Origin of the sequence: Citrobacter sp. RHBSTW-01044 (genome assembly GCF_013781945.1) — a bacterium.
Taxonomy (GTDB): Bacteria; Pseudomonadota; Gammaproteobacteria; order Enterobacterales; family Enterobacteriaceae; genus Citrobacter; species Citrobacter braakii.
Window position 1 is genome coordinate 4,309,114 of sequence record NZ_CP056180.1, and the last position, 22,302, is coordinate 4,331,415.

Sequence of the window (22,302 nt, forward strand, 5' to 3'; positions counted from 1 at the left end):
GCACCCTATCCGGCCTACCATCGTACTTCCTTAGGCCGGGTAAGTCGCCCCCGGCAAACCAGTTTATGCTACCCGCATTTTCACCACGGCTTTGCGTACCAGCGCAGGAGCGCCGACCGCGCACAGCGGTTTATGCACTTCGCCCGGATAAAAGACGACGAAGTCACCTTCGTTCAGCACCACCGTTTTCTCCTGTTCGCCTTCCGGCAGGAAGGCGATATCTTTATCCGCCAGCCAGTCAGTTTCCGGTGCGCCCGCAGGCTGCGTGCTGAAAGTCATGCCTTCCTGACCTTTGAGCAAGATCTGAATATCCAGATAGCGAGCGTGATATTCGGCGCGGCGCTGCGCAAACGGCTCCGTCATATCTTCAGCAATCAGATAGAACAGACGTTCGCCGTCGATGTCGTGTTTACCCTTTTCCGTCGCATCCGTCACGTGCGCTTTAATGTGCTCAATCGCCTGACGCAGCTCTTCCGGCAGCCAGGCATCCAGGTTGTGAATATTGCCGACAATCATTTCAAACCCCTTAATTAAAACATCGTTTCATTTTAGTTGTTATACGAAAAAACGGTCTGCCATACCACTGCTATTTGCCGATATTTTGCGTCAACGCATGTTTATCGCTGATGATGTTAAATAATTGCTAATAGCCAGCAACAGGTTATGCATAAACTCTGCATAACTTTCGTCTCATACTTTTCAACTCAGTCACTAACTCACTGTTATAGAAAGCTTTGTTAGAAAAACCAGCAATCGATCACAGTTTACGTCTCCTTCGTTATCTTTCTTCATCGTCATATTTATTTTGAAATAAACCTTACAGCACAAATAATAAAATAATAGATTCGCATAAAAATTCATTAAATATAGAAAAACATATAAAAATCAATGCACTATTTAATTTATTAAATATTTAGATATGTACATAAAATTAACACAGTTAAATAACAAGACATATTCCTGCGTAGTAATTCAATTATCCATGTTTTTATTTTTCAAATTCTCAGAGCCATCTCATAAATTAAACAACAAATGCCAAACATCGACCTGACTGTGAAATGAATCACGTTTCTATATCAGATAAGATCTAAATATAGATTCTGAAATCAGCTGAAAAATCATGACTGCAATAAACATTATTTGCAGGCATCTCGTCTTTATTTTTTAAAATCGTATTAAAGGAATAATGATGGAAAAGCATTATGTCGGGTCTGAAATCGGTCAATTACGTAGCGTAATGCTACATCGCCCTAACCTCAGCCTAAAAAGGCTGACGCCGTCAAATTGCCAGGAACTGCTTTTTGATGATGTTCTTTCGGTAGAACGTGCAGGAGAAGAGCATGACATTTTCGCCAACACGTTACGTCAACAGGGAATTGAGGTTCTGTTACTCACTGATTTATTGACACAAACTCTGGATATCCCCGATGCCAAAAGCTGGCTACTGGATACACAAATTTCTGATTATCGGCTTGGCCCCGCTTTCGCCACGGATATTCGCGCCTGGCTTGCAGATATGCAGCACCGGGAGCTCGCCCGACATTTAAGCGGTGGGCTGACATACGGAGAAATTCCTGCCTCAATCAAAAATATGGTGGTCGATACTCACGATATTAATGACTTTATTATGAAGCCATTACCAAACCACTTATTTACCCGCGACACCTCATGCTGGATATATAACGGCGTATCCATTAATCCGATGGCAAAAACTGCACGTCAACGAGAAACTAATAACTTGCGGGCGATTTACCGTTGGCATCCACAATTTGCCGATGGTGATTTTATTAAATATTTCGGCGATGAAAATATTAATTACGACCACGCCACATTAGAAGGTGGAGATGTACTGGTCATTGGTCGCGGCGCAGTTCTCATCGGTATGTCGGAACGTACCACGCCGCAGGGCATTGAGTTCCTTGCCCAGTCGCTATTTAAGCATCGCCAGGCAGAACGCGTCATCGCAGTCGAACTGCCGAAACATCGCTCCTGTATGCACCTCGATACCGTCATGACCCACATCGATATCGATACCTTCTCCGTCTACCCGGAAGTGGTGCGCCCGGATGTCCAGTGCTGGACCCTGACACCAGACGGGCGCGGCGGCCTGAAACGCACCCAGGAAAGTACGCTGGTACATGCCCTCGAAAAAGCACTTGGCCTCGACCAGATCAATCTGATCACCACCGGTGGCGACGCTTTCGAAGCTGAACGCGAACAGTGGAATGACGCGAACAATGTTCTGACGCTGCGCCCCGGGGTTGTGGTGGGCTACGAACGCAACATCTGGACCAACGAGAAATACGACAAAGCTGGCATCACTGTTTTACCCATTCCTGGCGACGAACTGGGACGTGGGCGCGGCGGTGCGCGCTGCATGAGTTGCCCACTGGAACGCGACGGTATTTAAGGAGACGTTATGGAAAACAAACTTACCCTGGTTGTGGCGCTGGGCGGCAATGCGCTACTCAAACGCGGCGAACCGCTGGAAGCCGACATCCAACGCAAGAATATTGAGCTGGCGGCAAGAACTCTCGCTCAGCTCACGCAGCAGTGGCGCGTAATTCTGGTACACGGCAATGGCCCGCAGGTTGGACTTTTGGCGTTACAAAACAGTGCTTATGCCAACGTCCCCCCCTATCCGCTCGATATTCTCGGCGCGGAAAGTCAGGGAATGATTGGCTATATGCTGCAACAGGCCCTGAAAAACCAGCTCCCACAGCGTGAAATTAGTGTCCTGCTGACTCAGGTTGAAGTCGATGCCCACGATCCGGCCTTCAGCAATCCCACCAAATATATCGGGCCGATTTATGACGAACCCCAGGCCCACGCGTTACAGGCGGAAAAAGGCTGGGTTTTCAAAGCCGATGGTAAAGCATTCCGCCGTGTTGTGCCCTCTCCACAACCCAAACGAATCGTGGAAAGTGACGCCATTCGCACACTGATCGCCCGCGATCATCTGGTTATCTGCAACGGCGGTGGCGGCGTACCGGTGGTGGAAAAAGCCGATGGCTACCACGGTATTGAAGCGGTGATCGACAAAGATCTCTCCGCCGCCCTGCTCGCCAAACAAATCCACGCCGATGCGCTGCTGATCCTGACCGATGCCGATGCGGTGTATCTCGACTGGGGCAAACCTACCCAGCGCCCGCTGGCCCAGGTTACGCCGGAACGGCTCGGCGAAATGCAATTCGACGCCGGTTCAATGGGCCCCAAAGTCACCGCCTGCGCGGAATTTGTCTCTCACTGTCACGGGATTGCTGGCATCGGCTCGTTGGCTGACGGTTCGGCCATTCTCGCTGGTGACAAAGGCACGCTAATTCGGCGCGAAGCCACTGATGTTAACGCTTAAGGCTTTTTTTGCTGGGTAAAGCGAAGCCTTATCCAGCCTACATAAGGATATTTTCATGACTGTTAACCTGAAAAATCGCAATTTTCTCAAATTGCTGGACTACACCCCAACGGAAATCCAGTACCTGATCGATCTGGCTATCGAGTTAAAAACGGCGAAAAAAGCCGGGCGCGAAAGGCAAACGCTGGTCGGTAAAAATATCGCGCTAATCTTCGAAAAAACGTCAACTCGCACCCGCTGCGCCTTTGAAGTCGGCGCTTTCGATCAGGGCGCACAGGTGACCTACCTTGGCCCAAGCGGCTCGCAGATTGGTCATAAAGAGTCGATGAAAGATACCGCCCGCGTGTTAGGTCGCATGTATGACGGTATTGAATACCGCGGCTACGGCCAGGAGATCGTGGAAGAACTGGGGCAGTTCGCTGGTGTGCCGGTCTGGAACGGGCTGACGAATGAATTCCACCCTACGCAGATCCTCGCGGATCTGATGACCATGCTGGAACACGCCCCGGGTAAAACCTTACCCGAACTGAGCTTCGCTTACCTCGGTGACGCCCGCAATAACATGGGCAATTCGCTGATGGTCGGCGCGGCGAAAATGGGGATGGATATTCGTCTGGTCGCACCGAAATCCTTCTGGCCGGACGAGGCGCTGGTTGCCGAATGCCGTGAAATCGCCAGCGTGACGGGCGCGCGCATTACGCTCACAGAGGATGTTGAGGAAGGTGTTTACGACGTGGACTTTCTCTACACCGATGTCTGGGTTTCGATGGGAGAACCCAAAGAGGCGTGGGCAGAACGCGTCAGCCTGATGACGCCTTATCAAATTAACCAGCAGGTCATCGATGCAACCGGCAATCCCAATGTGAAATTCATGCACTGCCTGCCCGCCTTCCATAACGAGCACACCAAAGTGGGCCGTGAAATCGAAGCGGCTTACGGCCTGAAAGGGCTTGAAGTCACGGAGGAGGTATTTGAGTCAGCGCATTCCATCGTCTTCGACGAAGCAGAAAACCGGATGCATACCATCAAAGCGGTCATGGTAGCGACACTCGGCGACTAACCCCAGCGGGCATGTGTCGCCTGGCGGCATATGCCCAAGCTATCCGGAGAACATCATGGGCAAATTCAAATTTCCCAGCGCGTATACCATCCTGTTTATTCTCATTGCGCTCGTCGCCGTTATGACCTGGATTGTCCCTGCCGGGAAATACCAGATGGCGATGAATGCCACCCTGGGCAAAGAAGTGCCGGTTGCCGGTACCTATGCCCCAACAGAGGCGCATCCACAAGGTTTAACGGCTGTACTGCTGGCTCCGATTGACGGGCTTTATAACCACGAAACCTACACCGCAGGCGCGATTGATGTGGCGTTGTTTGTCCTGATTATTGGCGGGTTTCTCGGCGTGGTAAACAAAACGGGCGCCATCGACGCCGGAATCGAACGCGTGACGGTCAGGCTGAACGGCAAAGAAGAGTGGATGATCCCCATCCTGATGGGACTTTTCGCCGCCGGAGGCACGATTTACGGCATGGCGGAAGAATCACTCCCTTTCTACACCTTATTGGTTCCGGTCATGATGGCTGCGCGCTTTGATCCACTGGTTGCTGCTGCAACCGTTTTGCTTGGCGCAGGCATCGGCACCCTCGGTTCAACAATCAACCCTTTCGCAACGGTTATTGCCGCTAACGCCGCCGGGATCCCCTTCACCCAGGGAATGCTGATGCGCATTCTGCTGCTGGTCGTCGGCTATGTAATCTGTGTGGTATGGGTCATGCGCTATGCACGGAAAGTTCGCAGCCATCCTGAGCTTTCCATCGTGGCCGATAAAATGGAGGAAAACTGTGCCCATTTTCTCGGTAGTCGCGCCAATACCAATCTTGAATTCACGGCTACGCGTAAGTGGATCCTGCTGATATTCGCCGCCGCCTTTGCAGTGATGATTTATGGCGTCGCGGTGCTCGGCTGGTGGATGGCTGAAATATCTGGGGTTTTTCTGGCATCTGCGATTATCGTCGGCGTGATTGCCCGCATGAGTGAAGAAGCATTCACCAGTACCTTCATTGACGGGGCACGGGATCTGCTCGGCGTGGCGCTGATTATTGGCATTGCGCGCGGTATCGTCGTGGTGATGGACAACGGCATGATCACCCACACCATTTTGCACAGCGCCGAAAATTTAGTCTCCGGTCTGTCCACCACCATTTTCATCAATGTGACTTACTGGCTGGAAGTCTTGCTCTCCTTCCTGGTCCCTTCCTCGTCTGGCCTGGCGGTGCTCACGATGCCCATTATGGCCCCGCTGGCTGACTTCGCCCATGTGCAAAGGGATCTGGTCGTCACCGCGTATCAATCCGCTTCCGGCATTGTAAATCTGATTACCCCCACCTCAGCGGTTGTAATGGGTGGGTTGGCCATCGCTCGTGTTCCTTATGTGCGCTACCTGAAATGGGTCGCACCACTGCTGCTAATTCTGACAGTGCTGAACATGGTTGTTCTGAGTATCGGCGCGATGCTGTAGTCCTGTTGGCCGTCGGATCCCGACGGCTTTTTTGAGCGTGCTCTCGTTTTTCTGCACAACCGCCCGTTTGAGCCGTTATTGATACTGCAAATGTGGTGAATTTCGCCATCGCATTGATACAAATGATAAATTTAGGGTGTTTTTATGAAGGAATTCGATGATTACTCGACCAAAGAGCAGAAACAGTTGGCGATTTGTCAGCGCCTGATAAGCGAAAAAAGCTACCTGTCTCAGGAAGCGCTTCGCCGCGATCTACAACACCATGGTTTCACCGGGATTAGCCAGTCAACGGTATCTCGTCTGCTGAAACTGCTCGGTGCTATAAAAATAAGAAATACAAAAGGGCAAAAAATTTATTCTGTAAATCCGCAATCACGACCCGCGCCTGATGCTGCCCGATCGATTGCTGAAATGGTGGTCAGCGTGGAACACAATAGCGAGTTTATCCTCATCCACACGGCGGCTGGCTATGGTCGCGCCGTAGCCAGAATCCTCGATTATCACGCGTTGCCAGAAATTCTCGGCGTCATTGCCGGTAGCAGTATTGTCTGGGTCGCGCCGCGGGTGGTACAGCGAACGGGCCTGGTCCACAAGCAGATTAATTATCTATTCAAAATGAATTAAAATTCATAAGAACCGTTTGCGATGAATAAATAGTGCATTTTTCGCTTGATCCCATAACGGAGCTGAGTATAATCGCGGACAATTTGCCGGGAGGATGTATGGTTCAGTGTGTACGACATTTTGTCTTACCGCGTCTGAAAAAGGACGCTGGCCTGCCGTTTTTCTTTCCGTTGATCACCCATTCCGAGCCCCTCAATTGAGGGGCTTTTTTTTTGCCCAGGCGTCAGGAGATAAACATGGCTAACCCGCTCTATCAAAAACACATCATTTCCATAAACGACCTCAGCCGCGATGACCTTAATCTGGTTCTCGCGACGGCGGCGAAATTAAAAGCTAACCCGCAGCCAGAGCTGTTAAAACATAAGGTCATCGCCAGCTGCTTCTTTGAAGCGTCAACCCGCACCCGTTTATCTTTTGAAACCTCCATGCACCGTCTGGGCGCCAGCGTGGTGGGTTTCTCTGACAGCAGCAACACGTCGCTTGGCAAAAAAGGCGAAACTCTGGCCGACACCATTTCCGTCATCAGCACCTATGTCGACGCCATCGTGATGCGTCATCCGCAGGAAGGCGCCGCGCGTTTGGCAACCGAGTTCTCCGGTAACGTGCCGGTACTGAACGCCGGCGACGGTTCCAACCAGCATCCCACCCAAACGCTGCTGGATCTGTTTACCATTCAGGAAACGCAGGGTCGCCTGGACAATCTGCAAATCGCCATGGTGGGTGACCTGAAATATGGCCGCACCGTCCACTCCCTGACCCAGGCGCTGGCAAAGTTCGAAGGTAACCGCTTCTACTTCATCGCCCCGGACGCGCTGGCCATGCCGCAATACATTCTGGATATGCTGAATGAAAAAGGTATCGCCTGGAGCCTGCATGGCACTATCGAAGAGGTAATGGCGGAGGTCGATATCCTCTACATGACCCGCGTACAAAAAGAGCGTCTGGACCCGTCCGAATACGCCAACGTGAAAGCACAGTTTGTTCTGCGTGCCAGCGATCTGAACGGTGCCAGAGCGAACATGAAGGTGCTGCATCCGCTGCCGCGCATCGATGAAATCACCACCGACGTCGACAAGACGCCGCACGCCTGGTATTTCCAGCAGGCTGGCAACGGCATCTTCGCCCGCCAGGCGTTACTGGCACTGGTACTGAATAGCGAACTGGCACTGTAAGGGAGAAAAAGAGATGACACACGATAACAAACTGCAGGTTGAAGCCATCAAACGTGGCACCGTAATTGACCATATTCCCGCACAGGTTGGTTTTAAGCTGTTGACGTTGTTCAAACTGACTGAAACCGACCAGCGTATCACCATCGGGCTGAACCTGCCGTCTGGCGAGATGGGCCGTAAAGACCTGATTAAAATCGAAAATACGTTCCTGACCGACGAGCAGGTAAACCAGCTCTCCCTGTACGCTCCGCAGGCAACGGTAAACCGCATTGACGATTATGACGTGGTGGGTAAATCACGTCCGAGCCTGCCTGAACGTATCGATAACGTGCTGGTTTGCCCGAACAGCAACTGCATCAGCCATGCTGAACCAGTATCGTCCAGTTTTTCAGTGAAAAAGCGCGCTGATGACATCGCACTCAAATGCAAATACTGTGAAAAAGAGTTTTCGCATTATGTGGTGCTGGCCAATTAATTGGTGTTGGTAATGATTTCCCGGCTCCCTATAATGGCCGGGAACATTCTATTACCGCTGTAATTCAGGAGAAATCATGAGCAAGACTATCGCGACGGAAAATGCACCAGCAGCAATCGGCCCATACGTTCAGGGCGTTGACCTGGGTAGCATGGTAATCACTTCCGGTCAGATCCCGGTCGATCCGAAAACCGGTGCCGTATCGGAAGACGTGTCCGCTCAGGCGCGTCAGTCGCTGGAAAACGTACAAGCTATCGTTGAAGCAGCAGGCCTGAAAGTGGGCGACATCGTAAAAACTACCGTCTTCGTTAAAGACCTGAACGATTTCGCAACCGTAAACGCGACCTACGAAGCGTTCTTCACCGAGCACAACGCCACTTTCCCGGCGCGTTCTTGCGTGGAAGTTGCCCGTCTGCCGAAAGACGTGAAAATCGAGATTGAAGCGATCGCCGTTCGTCGCTAAGCGTAAAAAAAACCGCCGGAAATCACTCCGGCGGTTCTGTTTTTACTCACTCAGGCTGTTATCAGAAATTGTGTTTAATATTCAGCATAAAGCCCTTGTCGCTGATGTTGTCCTCTTTCCAGTGGAAAGCGTCCAGCCCGGCGCTGGTGTTACCGGCGTTATACTTCACACCCACCTGTGCCATGCTGTTGATGCTGCCACCTTTCTGACCGTCGTCAACGTTGAAGCTCTGACCTGCCGCCCCCTGCAGGGACGCTTTTTTGCCAGTGCTGACGTAGCTCAGGTTCGGGCCGCCTTCCAGCGTCGCCGTTGCTGCCCAGCCATCCTTACCGGCATAGCTCAGCTTCATACCCACCACTGAATCAACCGCCGTTTCCGTGCTGCTGTTCATGTTCAGGTTAAAGTCGCCAGCACCGCGCTCCTGATAACCGTCTTCCATGGTGTGACGCAGTTTCAGACCAGCATATGGCACAACATCCAGCCCTTCGCTGACGGCGAAGGTTTTACGACCCTCGGTACGCAGCTCCAGGTACTGCTGACGGCTGTCCGCCAGCGCCTGTTTGTTGACATCACCGTAGTTAATGCCGCGTTTGCTGTCGAGCTGATGTACGTCGTAACGCAGGGCGTTGTTCCAGGAGAGACCTTCCTCACCGAGCGGCATGGCGTGCTCCAGACCCAGGAACTGGCTGTAACCGCCGGTGATACCGTCGCTGCCGGAAGAGACATTGCCTTTACCGTCCAGACGGGCAATACCGTACTCCATGGTCAGCGACTGATTATCGCCAAAGCCCAGTTTCTGACGCAGGGCCATCATGTCGTACTGCGTGTCTTTACCCAGTTCGGCACGCTGGTCGCCTTTCGCCACCAGGTTAAACGACAGACCGTTACCCAGTTCCGGCGCGGCATCCGCCAGCATATCGAAGCGGTTGCTGAGTCTGCGGGCGTCGCGGGAGACGTTCACAGCCTTGTTGCCGCTGATTTGCTTCATCGCCTTCGTCACGTCGGCAGAGGTCTTCAGGTTCAGACTGCTGAACAGCTCGTTGTTGGTGTAGGCGGCATCCAGCGCGCCGGCAACACCGCTGACGCTGCTGTCGGTCACCACATCGGTGTAGGCGTTTTTGGTCATGGTGACGTCCACGTTGCCGCTGGCGTCCTTCTGACCCTGCGCGCTCCACACCACGCTTTCAGAGGTGATGTTTTCCACGCCTTCCACATCAGCCCCGGTAAAGACGTTGTCGAAGGTCTGAGTCGTGGCAGCCGTACCTGCAGTGAAGCCGGTATCCACGCTGACAGAATCCAGTGCCAGGGCGTTACTACCCGCATTAAGCGTACCGACAGAGCCGCTGGCGCTGGTACCCAACACATAACCACTCACACGCTGAACAGAAGCAGGGGCAGAATTGCTGTCAGTTGGCGCAGACCCCATCTGTGTATCATCTGACGACATTGCACCGCCGTTCAGATTAATGGTGCCGCTGTTATGGATGGTGCTGCCTGCTGCGCCATCGTTGTAGAACGCCTGGCCGTTGTCGGCATTAATATTGATGGTGCCATCGTTGTACGCAACACCGCCATTGAACACAGCCATGCCAATTAATTGCGTATTCGCTGCAGGTGTTGTCCCGGTTGTATTCTCAAGGTTGATGGTGCCTTTATTGATAATGGTGCCGCCGTTGGCATACATCCCCACGCCGGAGTCATTGACGGTAATGGCGCCGTTATTCGTCGCGGTTCCGCTTTTGATAACCATACCGCCGCCAATAGCAGAAATACAATCCAGGTTAGCGTTGCACTGAAGCGTTAAGTTTTGCGTCGCAGAGTTTGCATTGTGAACAATCACACCGCCGGTTTCGTTAGTAATGGTGGCACCCATATTTGCCCCCATTGCCCAGGTATTCCCTCCCGTCGTGGTTATTGTTCCACTATTAGAACCTGTCACACCTGGCTGTGTTACCGAAATCCCTAAAACGGAAATCTTATTAGCTATAGGGGTATAGTCGCTTGTGAAATCGTACCGTGTCTGATTGGCGCTCTTATTGTGGATGACATTAATATCACCGCTATTAATGATTTTAGTACCACTACCAATACCAGCTAAAGTGTCAACAATATAACCATTACTTACGGTTATCGGTGTTGCATCCATCGTTATGGAACCACTGTTCTCAATCATGCTTCCTTTTTTAGCAAAAGCCAGCGAGTTGAAAGACCCTCCTGTGGCGGTCACCTTGACGTCGCCTTTGTTTATAAATTTACTGTTGGCATCCTCAACCAAAATTGACTGAGTACCAAAAATATTCGCGTTACTACCGTTATTTTTAGTAGCGATGTTCAGCGTCGAAGTATCATCTAATATCAACAAACCGCCGCCGGTTATGCTGGCAAACTCCATGTAACCATCACTTGCACTTCTACCGGTTAAGCTTGATGCCCCCTGAACTGTGACCTGGTTTCCGGCACCATTAACCGCAATACCGACCATATCCGGCGCAATGGCCCAGTCGGATGTTTCTATGGCACTGTTAAGATTGATACCGTCCTGAACCACCACCGCATTGTTGTTTCCGGTAACGTTCAGCCCTTTCACATGGTCCTGATAAGTGTTAGTCGCGCCTTTAATTGTGCCGTTATTAATCAATTCAGTGTGATAAGGAGTAGCATCAAGGGAAATCGATCCGGTCACCGTCACATTATTAAAGGCTCCTGATACATCCAGACCCGTCATATCACGGCCAAACGGCACCGGATCGGTCGGTGAATTCGGATACGCCATCGGGTCGGTGCGGTTATCCTTCACGTTGATAGAGCCATCAACCAGAACGTTGGTGGCGTTTTGTGCAGAGTCATTTTGCGACGAGACAACAACGCCGCGATAGCCCAGGCCATCAGCAAAACGCAATGGTTTGCTGAGTGAGTCTTCCGTATTCGCGGTAACATTCACCGTACCGGATAATTTAACATCCGCCGATGTGCCAGAAACATTCAGACCTGTTGCAGAGGTACTAACATTCATTACGCCCGACAGCGTGACCTCATTATCATCACCAGCAACTATGGCCCCCGTCGCTTGCTTACCGGTAATTGTCATATCGTCAGACGCCAGGTTAACGATGTTTGCATTACCTGTCACGTTCAGACCGGTGGATAACTCGCCCACCACCATTTTACCATTCTGATTTATAGTGTTGCTGTCGCCGCTGACTTTTGTCCCCGTCGCGCCACCAGTCACAGAACTCTCGCCGACATTATTGATAATGTTGTTATTACCAGCAACATCTGTACCGGCAGAGTCTGTGCCGTCCGCAGTCGTTTTTCCTTTGTTATCAACGGTATTATTGTTGCCGTCCACGCTGGTGCCGGTGCCGCCGGCAGTGGCGCTGGTATCTCCTTCGTTAGTGATTTCGTTTTTGTCGCCAGTGACATCCGTACCGGTGGAGCCTGCGCCATCAGCGGTGGTTTTGCCTTTGTTGTCGATGATGTTGCCACTACCGTCCACACTGGTGCCGGTGCCGCCGGCAGTGGCGCTGGTATCTCCTTCGTTAGTGATTTCGTTTTTGTCGCCAGTGACATCCGTACCGATGGAGCCTGCGCCATCAGCGGTGGTTTTGCCTTTGTTGTCGATGATGTTGCCGTTACCGTCAGCTTTAGTGCCGGTGCCGCCGCCGGTGGCGCTGTTATCACCGGTGTTGTTGATGTCGTTGCCGTCGCCGGTCACATCCGTACCGGTCGAGCCTGCCCCGTCGGCGGTGTTCTTGCCGCCGTTGTTGATGGTGTTCTCGTTGCCATCCACGCTGGTGCCGGTGCCGCCGTTGGTGCCGCTGTTATCACCGGTGTTGTTAATGTCGTTGCTGTTGCCGGTCACGTCAGTACCAGTGGAGCCTGCACCGTCAGCGGTGTTTTTACCACCGTTGTTGATGGTGTTGTCGTTGCCGTCCACGTCAGTGCCGGTGCCGCCGCCAGTGGCGCTGTTATCACCGGTGTTGTTAATGTCGTTGCCGTCGCCGGTCACGTCAGTACCGGTGGAGCCTGCACCGTCGGCAGTGTTTTTACCGCCGTTATCAACCGTGTTGCCGTCTCCGTCCACGCTGGTGCCGGTGCCGCCGTTGGTGGCGCCGTTGTCGCCGGTGTTGTTGATGTCGTTACCGTCGCCGGTCACGTCAGTACCGGTGGAGCCTGCACCGTCTGCGGTGTTTTTGCCGCCATTGTTGATGGTGTTGTCGTTGCCGTCCACGTCAGTGCCGGTGCCGCCGCCAGTAGCGCCGTTGTCACCGGTGTTGTTGATGTCGTTGCCGTTGCCGGTCACGTCAGTACCGGTGGAGCCTTCACCGTCTGCGGTGTTTTTGCCGCCGTTGTTGATGGTGTTGTCGTTGCCGTCCACGCCGGTGCCGGTACCGCCGTTGGTGCCGCTGTTATCACCGGTGTTGTTGATGTCGTTGCCGTCGCCAGTCACGTCTGTACCGGTGGAGCCTGCACCGTCGGCGGTGTTGTTGCCACCGTTATCAACTGTGTTGCCGTTGCCGTCCACGCCGGTGCCAGTGCCGCCGTTGGTGCCGCTGTTATCACCGGTGTTGTTGATGTCGTTGCCGTCGCCGGTCACGTCTGTACCGGCGGAGCCTTCACCGTCTGCGGTATTTTTACCGCCGTTGTTGATGGTGTTGTCGTTGCCGTTCACGTCGGTGCCGGTGCCGCCGCCAGTAGCGCCGGTGTCACCATTCACATTAATATCGTTACCATCGCCGTTGATAATCGTCCCGGTATCGCCCGGGCCGCCTGCGGTGGAGCCACCATCAACTGTTTTCTGCTGCCCGTCGCCGTCAATAACCGTGGTGTCTGGCCCCGCAAGAGTAAGCTTTCCTGCGCGGTTGTACGACCAGAACAGGTTGTTACTGCCGTACGTTCCCTGCATCACCAGCGCATTGCCCATCACGTTCAGGCTGGTCACGGTCAGGGTTTTGCCGTCCGGCGCGGTCAGCAGGTAGCCGTCGCCCTGCTTGGTAATGGCGAAGGTGGTATTGGTATAAGTGACGCCGTTCACCACCAGCGAGGCAAAGGTCAGGGTTTTCGCGCCCCGGTCAAGGGTAACGCCATTGTCATAAACGGAGGGGGGGGTATCAGGTGTAACGGGGTCCACCGGATCGACAGGTGTTACCGGGTCCACAGGCGTTACTGGATCAACAGGCAACCCGGAGGACGAATGGCTGCTGCCGCCGCCGCCGCTCGCCGCGATACCCACCGTGGCGGCCACAGCAGCGATACCGCCCACCGCCCATGCCCAGCCCTGCTCTAAAACGCTTTCCGTGGCTTTCTGGCACTCCGGCGACAGTTTGGCCAGCTCAGCCTGAGAAAGGCTGCTGATATTTTCGGGACACTGCTTTTTTTTGTCTTCGTTGTTGTTAAGATCGGCGGCAAATGTATTACCGCTTAATGCCAGGGCAATACAAAATGAAATAGCTTTCCTTTGCATAATGTGACTCTCTCTGATGTGAGCGAAATGATATGGATAAAACGACATAGCTACGAAACACGCCGCTGCAGATTCTCCGAATCCGTAATACAGCGGCACCATATAAATAAATTTATATAAAAGTAGTATATCCAAAGACATATTTCATAACAACGAATCACCGCCATGAATATATATCTCAACGCATTGTTTTTATTGGGATTGATAAAAATAAGAATAAAGGAATCATTAAAAAAAACATAAAATACAACATGTTGCAATCATAGATTTTTATGTAAATTTTTTAATTCTCGATATTTTGCGGAATGAATGGAGGGGGAGTGCTAAGGCATATCTTATAAATTATAATTTTTAATGTATGAATATTAAAAAACAATATTCTACGTGAATTTATTCACTTATCATTCACATTTATCGAATTAATTATCTTTTAACAGAAATAATAATACGCATGAATTTTCTGCGGCACGAATCATCGGGCGATACCGATATTCCTCCTGCGCCAGGTTACAGCTGCGTTGGCTTTTTAAGGGGCCAACGCAGCCGATATCTTGTGCTTACTGCCAGCCGTAGCGGCGGCTATAAAAACCTTTCACGAGCTGGGTTAATGTCATGTAGCCCGCCAGAATCGCAATCAACCACGGGAAGTAGCTCAGCGGCAGCGCCTGCAATTGCAGATAGTTGGCCAGCGGCGAGAACGGTAATGCAATGCCTACCACCATGACCACCAGCGTCATCAGCATCAGCGGCCATGCGGCGCGGCTTTGGATGAACGGCACGCGGCGGGTACGGATCATATGCACAATCAGCGTTTGCGACAGCAGGCCTACCACGAACCAGCCAGACTGGAACAACGTCTGATGTTCTGGCGTATTCGCATGGAAGACGAACCACATCAGGCAAAATGTCAGAATGTCGAAGATCGAGCTGATTGGTCCAAAGAAGATCATAAAGCGCCCCAACTCGCTGGGATTCCAGCGCTGCGGCTTTTTGATCTGCTCTTCGTCGACGTTATCAAACGGAATCGCCACCTGGGATACATCGTACAGCAGGTTCTGAATCAGTAAGTGCAGCGGCAACATGGGCAGGAACGGTAAGAAGGCGCTCGCCACCAGCACGCTAAACACGTTACCGAAGTTAGAACTGGCCGTCATTTTGATATACTTCAGCATGTTAGAAAAAGTACGGCGTCCTTCGATCACCCCTTCTTCCAGCACCATCAGACTCTTTTCCAGCAGGATGATATCAGCGGCTTCACGCGCAATATCAACCGCGCCGTCAACGGAGATACCAATGTCCGCCGCGCGCAGCGCCGGGGCATCGTTAATGCCATCCCCCATAAAGCCAACCACATGACCTTCGCGCTTGAGCAGCGTGACAATGCGCTCTTTGTGCATCGGCGTCAGACGAGCAAACAGCGTGGTGCGCTGGGCCAGCGTTGCCAGCTCATCGTCGCTTAACCCTTCAATGCTGCTGCCGATAACCACATCGCCCGCATCCAGCCCTACTTCATGACACACTTTCGCCGCCACCAGCTCGCTATCGCCAGTCAGGATTTTCACCGTAATACCGCTGGCTTTCAGCGCTTTGAGCGCTGGCGCGGTGGTCTCTTTCGGCGGATCGAGGAACGCAATATAGCCTTCGAGGATCAGATCTGATTCATCAATACGCTGGTAATCGCCCTCACGCGCTGGCAGGTATTTCGTCGCCACTGCTACCACGCGCAGCCCCTGGCGATTCAGCGTATCCGTGACGCGCTTCACCCGACGCAGCATGTTGTCATCTAACGGGACAACCTCACCGCTGTAGCGCACCTGGGTGCAGACGCTGAGGATCTCCTGCAGCGCGCCTTTGCACACCAGCTGATGCACATCGGTTTCTTCAGCGACCACCACCGACATGCGGCGGCGTTCGAAGTCAAACGGGATCTCATCAATTTTCTGCCAGCGGGTAGAGAGCTGGCGGGCTGATTCTTCGTTCACGCCTTCCAGCACTGCCGTATCCAGCAAATTCTTCAGCCCGGTCTGGTAATGACTGTTCAACCACGCAGAATGCAGGACGTGCTCGCTGGGCTTACCAGATATATCTGTATGATTCTCAAGTACAATTTTGTCTTGTGTCAGGGTGCCAGTTTTATCGGTACACAGGATATCCATCGCGCCAAAGTTCTGAATAGCGTCGAGGTGTTTGACGATGACCTTTTGTTTTGACAGCTTCACCGCCCCGCGCGCCAGCGTCGAGGTGACGATCATCGGCAGCATTTCCGGGGTCAGCCCCACCGCGACAGACAGGGCAAACAGCGCCGCTTCCCACCAGTCGCCTTTGGTATAGCCGTTGATGATGAGCACAATCGGCGCCATCACCAGCATAAAACGGATCAGCAGCATGCTGACGCGGCTGATCCCTTTCTGGAAAGCATTCTGCTCGCTTTCCTGCTCGCTGACGCGGCCCGCCAGTTGCCCGAACCAGGTATTGGCTCCGGTCGCAATCACGATGGCCTGCGCCGTGCCGCTCACCACGTTGGTGCCCATAAAGCACAGGGTATCGCATTCGAGCGGGTTGCTTTGCTGCGGGTCGCGGCTGGTTGCGACTTTCTCCACCGGCAGCGATTCACCGGTCAGCGAAGCCTGGGCCACGAACAGGTCACGAGCCTGCACCACACGCAGATCGGCCGGGATCATATCCCCTGCCGCCAGCTTAATGATATCGCCGGGAACTAACTGGTCGATCGGCAGTTCAACCCAGCCGTTCTCTCCTTTCTCGTTGATAACGCGCAGCACCGTAGCGGTGTTACTGACCATCGCTTTCAGCGCATCTGCCGCTTTGGTGGAACGCGCCTCCTGCACAAAATTCAGCAGCGTAGAGATGACGACCATCAGAGCAATGACGCCAGCGGCAAACAGATCTTCGGTGGCATAGGAAATCGCACCGAGGATGGTCAACAAAATATTAAACGGGTTACGGTAGCAGACCCACAGATGCACCCACCACGGCGACGGCTTCTGCGCCGGCAGTTGGTTCTCGCCATGTAATTCGCGAGCGTTTTCCACTTCTGCGGCGTTTAATCCTTCCGGGTGCGCGCCAAACGTTTTCCACAGCGCGGCTTCGTCCATCAGCGCCATTTTCAGACAATGTTCGCTCAGCGATGGTGGGATCGGCGTGCTGGCAACGGTCTGGGCATTAGGCAACGGATCGCGATGCACCAAACGATGTGGTAAATGGCGGTTTAGCCGGGCAAATAGCTGGCGAGTAATATTTTTGAACATAGGCAGTCCCTCTGCGCCAGTCTCAACAGGCGCAGTAAATCCTTCAGGCGTGGCAAAGCCTTACCTGATGGCAATATTAAAATCACAACAGGGACGTCAGAACGTCACTGTCTTACTGCTCCGGTAAGACAGTGAAAGACAGGCTTACCGGAAAGGGGAGTTTCTCCATCTCGGGAGAGGGGTGGGATCGGGATCCATATAGCCTCCGGTAAGTGAATGATTTGCGCTGCGGATTATACGCAGAAAACCATAAGGTTTGTGGCAATTATGGCAGTATGATAAACCATGGAAACTAAACCAAACGTATACCAGACTTTGCCCATTGCGCTGCGCTTGAGTAAAGTTATTCTCTATTTGGCATAACTTCACACGCAACACGGGAAAACAGGATGCAAAACCGGCTGACAATTAAAGACATCGCCCGCTTAAGCGGTGTGGGAAAATCAACCGTTTCCCGTGTGCTTAACAATGAAAGCGGCGTGAGCGAACGCACCCGCGAACGCGTTGAAGCGGTGATGAATCAGCACGGTTTTTCCCCTTCCCGCTCCGCACGCGCCATGCGCGGACAAAGTGACAAGGTGGTGGCGATCATCGTCACGCGTCTGGACTCGCTTTCGGAAAATCTCGCCGTACAAACCATGCTGCCCGCCTTTTATGAGCAGGGTTACGACCCGATCATGATGGAAAGCCAGTTCTCGCCCGAGCTGGTTGAAGAGCATCTCGGCATGCTCAGACGCCGCAATATTGACGGCGTGGTGCTGTTTGGTTTTACCGGCATAAGTGAATCCATGCTCGCCTCCTGGCAGGATTCGCTGGTGCTGCTGGCAAGAGATGCCAAAGGCTTTGCCTCCGTCTGCTATGACGATGAAGGCGCCATTCGCACCCTGATGCAGCGTTTATACGATCGCGAGCATCGCCATATCAGCTTTCTTGGCGTTCCCCATAGCGACGTGACCACCGGTAAGCGCCGCCATGAAGCCTACCTGGCGTTCTGTAAGAACCACAAACTGCATCCTGTAGCCGCGCTACCGGGTCTTGCCATGAAGCAGGGTTATGAGCAGGCCGCCAACGTCATCACCCCGGAAACCACTGCCTTAGTCTGCGCGACGGATACCCTCGCCCTTGGTGTCAGCAAATATCTGCAAGAGCAGCGAATTGAGAATCTACAGCTGGCGAGCGTGGGCAGTACGCCGCTGATGAAATTCCTCCATCCGGAAATTATCACCGTCGATCCAGGATATGCCGAAGCCGGACGACAAGCGGCCTCGCAGCTGATCGAGCAGATCAATGGCCGTAGCGAACTACGACAAATCGTTATTCCTTCCACCCTCTCCTGATCGCTTTCTGAGCGTTAATTTGTGATCTTCGCTGCGTTTCGGGAACGTTCCCATTTTTAAAAAATCATCGACGATATACTCTGGCCACAGCAACGAGAGAGTTGCCAGATGGCGATGCTAAAACGTCTTATCCGGCCTACGGGGAACACACATCATCATGAGCAAAATAAAACAAGCAGACATCGACCGGCTGATTGAGCTGGTAGGCGGGCGCGACAATATCGCCACGGTAAGTCACTGCATTACTCGCCTGCGTTTTGTGCTGAATCAACCTGCGAATGCCAGGCCAAAAGAGATCGAACAGTTGCCGATGGTCAAAGGCTGCTTCACCAACGCCGGGCAGTTTCAGGTGGTGATTGGTACCGAAGTGGGCGATTACTACAAAGCGCTACTGGCGACAACCGGTCAGGCCAGCGCCGACAAAGAGCAGGCGAAAAAAGCCGCGCGGCAGAATATGAAATGGCACGAACAGCTGATTTCTCATTTTGCGGAGATCTTCTTCCCGCTGCTGCCAGCGCTGATTAGCGGCGGCTTGATCTTGGGTTTTCGTAATGTGATTGGCGATCTGCCCATGAGCAACGGGCAGACGCTGGCGCAGATGCACCCTTCGCTGAAAACCCTTTACGACTTCCTGTGGCTAATTGGCGAAGCGATCTTCTTCTATCTGCCGGTCGGGATCTGCTGGTCAGCAGTGAAGAAAATGGGCGGAACGCCGATCCTCGGTATTGTGCTGGGTGTGACCCAGGTTTCACCGCAGCTAATGAACGCCTATCTACTCGGTCAACAGGTACCGGAAGTGTGGAACTTCGGCCTGTTCAGCATTGAGAAAGTGGGCTATCAGGCACAGGTTATTCCGGCACTGCTGGCCGGTCTGGCGCTCGGGTTTATTGAAACACGCATGAAACGCATCGTCCCGGATTATCTGTATCTGGTGATCGTCCCGGTGTGCTCGTTGATCCTCGCGGTATTCCTCGCGCACGCCTTTATTGGTCCGTTTGGCCGCATGATCGGCGACGGTGTCGCGTTTGCGGTCCGTCACCTGCTGACCGGCAGCTTTGCCCCGATTGGCGCAGCGCTGTTCGGCTTCCTGTATGCCCCGCTGGTGATAACCGGCGTGCATCAGACCACGCTGGCTATCGACATGCAGATGATTCAGAGCATGGGCGGTACGCCGGTATGGCCGCTGATCGCACTGTCGAATATCGCTCAGGCCTCTGCGGTAGTCGGGATCATCATCTCCAGTCGCAAACACAATGAACGTGAAATCTCCGTTCCTGCCGCGATCTCCGCCTATCTCGGGGTCACTGAACCGGCCATGTACGGGATCAACCTGAAATACCGCTTCCCGATGCTGTGCGCGATGATCGGTTCCGGTCTCGCCGGACTGCTGTGCGGCCTGAACGGTGTGCTGGCGAACGGAATTGGCGTCGGCGGTTTGCCGGGCATCCTCTCCATCCAGCCGACTTACTGGCAGGTATTTGGCATGGCAATGGTCATTGCGATTGTTATCCCCATGGTACTGACCTCATTCGTTTATCAGCGTAAACACCGTATGGGCACACTACAAATTGTCTAACTTTTCTTCGGGGCGCAGTTGCGCCCCATCGTATTTCCAGGAAACAACCATGAATATTCCCCACTGGTGGCAAAACGGCGTCATCTATCAGGTTTACCCCAAGAGTTTTCAGGACACCACCGGCAGCGGCACCGGCGATTTACGCGGCGTGACGCAGCGTCTCGGCTATCTGCAAACGCTGGGGGTTGATGCCATCTGGCTAACGCCGTTCTATATTTCGCCGCAGGTTGATAACGGCTACGACGTCGCGGATTACATGTCTGTCGATCCGGCCTACGGAACGCTTGCAGACTTTGACGAACTGGTGGCGCAGGCGAAAGCGCGCGGTATCCGTATTATTCTCGATATGGTGTTTAACCACACTTCAACCCAGCACCCCTGGTTTCGCGAGGCGCTGGATAAAGACAGCCCGTATCGTCAGTTTTACCTCTGGCGCGACGGTACGCCAGACAGTCTCCCGAATAACTGGCGCTCCAAATTTGGCGGCAGCGCCTGGGGCTGGCACGCCGAAAGCGAGCAGTACTATCTGCACCTCTTTGCTCCGGAGCAGGCAGACCTGAACTGGGAGAATCCGGCGGTCCGCGCCGAGCTAAAAAAAGTGTGCGAGTTCTGGGCCGATCGCGGCGTGGACGGGCTGCGTCTCGACGTGGTGAATCTTATCTCTAAAGATCAGCACTTCCCGAGCGATCCCGAAGGCGATGGGCGGCGTTTTTATACCGACGGCCCGCGCGCGCATGCGTTTTTACGTGAAATGAACCGCGACGTCTTCACGCCCCGCGGCCTGATGACGGTCGGAGAAATGTCCTCCACCACGCTGGAAAACTGCCAGCAGTACGCCGCACTCGATGGCAGCGAACTGTCGATGACCTTCAACTTCCACCACCTGAAAGTGGATTACCCCAACGGTGAGAAGTGGACGTTAGCCAAACCCGACTATGTGGCGCTCAAAACCCTATTCCGCCACTGGCAGCAAGGCATGCACAATCAGGCCTGGAACGCGCTGTTCTGGTGTAACCACGACCAGCCACGCATCGTGTCGCGTTTTGGCGATGAAGGTAAATACCGCGTTCCGGCCGCAAAAATGCTGGCGATGGTGCTGCACGGTATGCAGGGCACGCCCTACATCTACCAGGGTGAAGAGATCGGCATGACCAATCCGCACTTCCGCCAGATTACCGATTACCGCGATGTGGAAAGCCATAACATGTTTGCCGCCCTGAACGGCCAGGGACGCGATGCGCAAGAGCTGCTGGCGATCCTCGCCAGTAAATCGCGCGATAACAGCCGCACGCCGATGCAGTGGGATGCCAGCAAACACGCGGGCTTCACCCAGGGTGAGCCGTGGATCAATCTGTGCGACAACGCAGCGGATATCAACGTGGCGGCAGCGCTGCGCGATACCGACTCGGTGTTCTATACCTATCAGAAGCTGATCGCATTGCGTAAAGCAGAGCCGGTTATCACCTGGGGCGACTATCAGGATCTGCTACCGGGCAGCCCGCATCTGTGGTGCTATCAACGTGAATGGCTAGGACAGCGGTTGCTGGTCATTGCTAATCTGAGCGATACCTTCCAGAGCTGGCAGCCGACCCAGACCGACGGCAACTGGCAGGTGCTGATGCACAACTATGCCGAGGTCGCCAGCCAACCCGCAGACATGACGCTGCGTCCTTTTGAAGCCGTCTGGTGGGTGCAAAAATAGCTTGCAATTATGTTCAGGCCCGGTACGCATAACGCTGCCGGGCTTTGATGCCTACGCTCAGCTTACCTTTCTGTTTTTGTTGAATAATTAATCAGAATTTTCTGCCCACAATTTACAATCGGCTGTAGTGCCCGTCATCTGTACGCTCCGATTTTTACTTTGCGCTACATCAAATAAATCGTAAACATCCTTGATGCAAATCACTACATATAGAACTTAAAATGCACGCCGACCCAATATGTTGTATTAATCGACTACAATTGCTACAACTACAGTGCACCGCTTCACGGTGGAATTGTGGATAAAGTGGGTCAGGATTGCGGGAAGTCATTGGCAATAGAGATGAATAAAG

At 53.2% G+C, this 22,302-nt stretch carries 16 protein-coding genes; 12 read left to right on the forward strand and 4 right to left on the reverse strand.

Annotated elements, in window-relative coordinates; genetic code table 11:
- Nucleotides 1-63: 63 nt before the first annotated feature.
- Nucleotides 64-516 carry a YhcH/YjgK/YiaL family protein gene (locus HV352_RS20655; protein WP_016151499.1) on the reverse strand — a complete coding sequence of 151 codons (453 nt, stop codon included), beginning with the start codon at nucleotides 514-516 and terminating at the stop codon, nucleotides 64-66.
- A 673-nt stretch (nucleotides 517-1,189) separates the two neighbouring features.
- On the opposite strand from HV352_RS20655, the gene arcA reads away from it, so the two are divergent.
- The 5 genes from arcA (at nucleotide 1,190) to HV352_RS20680 (ending at nucleotide 6,495) form a co-directional block, all read left to right on the forward strand.
- Nucleotides 1,190-2,410: an arginine deiminase gene (gene arcA / locus HV352_RS20660; RefSeq protein WP_016151497.1), complete on the forward strand. Its 1,221-nt coding sequence runs from the start codon at nucleotides 1,190-1,192 to the stop codon at nucleotides 2,408-2,410.
- Between the two features lie 9 nt (nucleotides 2,411-2,419).
- Nucleotides 2,420-3,352, forward strand: a complete 933-nt coding sequence (gene arcC, locus HV352_RS20665) for a carbamate kinase (protein ID WP_181635057.1) — start codon at nucleotides 2,420-2,422, stop codon at nucleotides 3,350-3,352.
- A gap of 55 nt (nucleotides 3,353-3,407) precedes the next feature.
- On the forward strand, nucleotides 3,408-4,412 hold the full coding sequence (argF, locus tag HV352_RS20670; protein ID WP_016155572.1) for an ornithine carbamoyltransferase: 1,005 nt from the start codon (nucleotides 3,408-3,410) through the stop codon (nucleotides 4,410-4,412).
- Between the two features lie 55 nt (nucleotides 4,413-4,467).
- Nucleotides 4,468-5,871: a YfcC family protein gene (locus tag HV352_RS20675; protein WP_181635058.1), complete on the forward strand. Its 1,404-nt coding sequence runs from the start codon at nucleotides 4,468-4,470 to the stop codon at nucleotides 5,869-5,871.
- Between the two features lie 144 nt (nucleotides 5,872-6,015).
- A complete protein-coding gene (locus tag HV352_RS20680) occupies nucleotides 6,016-6,495 on the forward strand; it encodes an arginine repressor (RefSeq protein ID WP_003839609.1) in 480 nt (159 codons plus the stop codon).
- On the opposite strand, the gene HV352_RS20685 is transcribed toward HV352_RS20680, so the two are convergent.
- Nucleotides 6,492-6,614 carry a hypothetical protein gene (locus HV352_RS20685; protein ID WP_085951096.1) on the reverse strand — a complete coding sequence of 41 codons (123 nt, stop codon included), beginning with the start codon at nucleotides 6,612-6,614 and terminating at the stop codon, nucleotides 6,492-6,494. The two genes, HV352_RS20680 and HV352_RS20685, sit on opposite strands and share 4 nt — an antisense overlap.
- Here HV352_RS20685 and pyrL point away from each other — a divergent pair.
- The 4 genes from pyrL to ridA all read left to right on the forward strand — a co-directional run bounded on the left by pyrL (nucleotide 6,594) and on the right by ridA (nucleotide 8,605).
- A complete protein-coding gene (pyrL, locus tag HV352_RS20690) occupies nucleotides 6,594-6,695 on the forward strand; it encodes a pyr operon leader peptide (RefSeq protein ID WP_003025819.1) in 102 nt (33 codons plus the stop codon). The two genes, HV352_RS20685 and pyrL, sit on opposite strands and share 21 nt — an antisense overlap.
- 36 nt (nucleotides 6,696-6,731) lie before the next feature.
- Nucleotides 6,732-7,667, forward strand: coding sequence for an aspartate carbamoyltransferase (pyrB, locus tag HV352_RS20700; RefSeq protein WP_016151493.1), 936 nt, complete (start codon nucleotides 6,732-6,734; stop codon nucleotides 7,665-7,667).
- Nucleotides 7,668-7,680: 13 nt separating this feature from the next.
- Complete coding sequence (gene pyrI, locus HV352_RS20705; RefSeq protein WP_016151492.1) at nucleotides 7,681-8,142, forward strand: aspartate carbamoyltransferase regulatory subunit; 462 nt, start codon at nucleotides 7,681-7,683, stop codon at nucleotides 8,140-8,142.
- A gap of 76 nt (nucleotides 8,143-8,218) precedes the next feature.
- Nucleotides 8,219-8,605, forward strand: a complete 387-nt coding sequence (gene ridA, locus HV352_RS20710; RefSeq protein WP_016151491.1) for a 2-iminobutanoate/2-iminopropanoate deaminase — start codon at nucleotides 8,219-8,221, stop codon at nucleotides 8,603-8,605.
- 61 nt (nucleotides 8,606-8,666) lie between these two features.
- On the opposite strand, the gene HV352_RS20715 is transcribed toward ridA, so the two are convergent.
- Nucleotides 8,667-14,069, reverse strand: a complete 5,403-nt coding sequence (locus HV352_RS20715) for a hypothetical protein (protein ID WP_181635492.1) — start codon at nucleotides 14,067-14,069, stop codon at nucleotides 8,667-8,669.
- A 557-nt stretch (nucleotides 14,070-14,626) separates the two neighbouring features.
- On the reverse strand, nucleotides 14,627-17,335 hold the full coding sequence (mgtA, locus tag HV352_RS20720; protein WP_103283425.1) for a magnesium-translocating P-type ATPase: 2,709 nt from the start codon (nucleotides 17,333-17,335) through the stop codon (nucleotides 14,627-14,629).
- A gap of 389 nt (nucleotides 17,336-17,724) precedes the next feature.
- Between mgtA and treR the strand changes: the two genes are divergently transcribed.
- From treR to treC, 3 genes are all read left to right on the forward strand, one after another.
- The gene (gene treR, locus HV352_RS20725; RefSeq protein WP_047414711.1) at nucleotides 17,725-18,672 is read left to right on the forward strand and encodes a trehalose operon repressor TreR; all 948 of its coding nucleotides are present in this window, start codon (nucleotides 17,725-17,727) and stop codon (nucleotides 18,670-18,672) included.
- A 157-nt stretch (nucleotides 18,673-18,829) separates the two neighbouring features.
- A complete protein-coding gene (gene treB, locus HV352_RS20730; protein ID WP_181635059.1) occupies nucleotides 18,830-20,248 on the forward strand; it encodes a PTS trehalose transporter subunit IIBC in 1,419 nt (472 codons plus the stop codon).
- A gap of 49 nt (nucleotides 20,249-20,297) precedes the next feature.
- Nucleotides 20,298-21,950: an alpha,alpha-phosphotrehalase gene (gene treC, locus HV352_RS20735; RefSeq protein ID WP_181635060.1), complete on the forward strand. Its 1,653-nt coding sequence runs from the start codon at nucleotides 20,298-20,300 to the stop codon at nucleotides 21,948-21,950.
- Nucleotides 21,951-22,302: the final 352 nt, after the last annotated feature.